We start from the raw sequence: 603 nt of genomic DNA, 5'->3' as shown, positions 1-603 counted from the left end.
CAATCAGGGCTTCGGTTGATCTTCGTGGGGATGACAATTTCTACACTGGCAGATACCAACTGAATGTTGATAATATTCCAATGTCTGGTGATAAAGAGGTGACACTCACAAACATCAAGAGAGCTGATGGAAATGCTGGGTTTGCAGCAATTCAGATCATAGGTTATACGACGAATCATGTTGATGTGAAGATGACGGCGCATGGCTCTTGGACAAGCGCGCAGGTACTGTCAGATTACGAGAACATGGTCGGGCAGTACGATCCAGATTTGATATTCTACCAGATCGGCGCCAATGATATGGGGCTAGCAGTATCACCATCTGTATTTGGAGCTAACGTAGAAAGCTTCATCGTCAACTCTAGAACAGCTAAGCCAAATTGCGATATCGTCCTTGTGAGTACTACCCCAACTGATGTGTATCCGAACAGATGGGGCGGCTCTAGAGCTTATATTGATCAGTTATACAGGCTTTCTGTTAAATATCAGTTGTATTTCGTTGACTTGTACGATGTGTTTGGGACGGTTAATCCTTCGGTATGGAGGTATGATAACGTTCATACTAATATCCAAGGAGGCAACTATGTATACAATCACATAATGG

Annotated in this window: 1 protein-coding gene; it reads left to right on the top strand. The window is 43.4% G+C overall.

Annotated elements, in window-relative coordinates; genetic code table 11:
* Positions 1-603, top strand: a 603-nt coding sequence (locus tag GIW04_RS31165; RefSeq protein WP_236479672.1) for an SGNH/GDSL hydrolase family protein, incomplete at both ends; no start/stop codon positions are given.

Origin of the sequence: Pseudomonas sp. PA-4-8C (assembly GCF_021606625.1) — a bacterium.
Lineage (GTDB): Bacteria > Pseudomonadota > Gammaproteobacteria > Pseudomonadales > Pseudomonadaceae > Aquipseudomonas > Aquipseudomonas lactis.
This window is presented reverse-complemented; position numbering and strand designations above follow the sequence as displayed.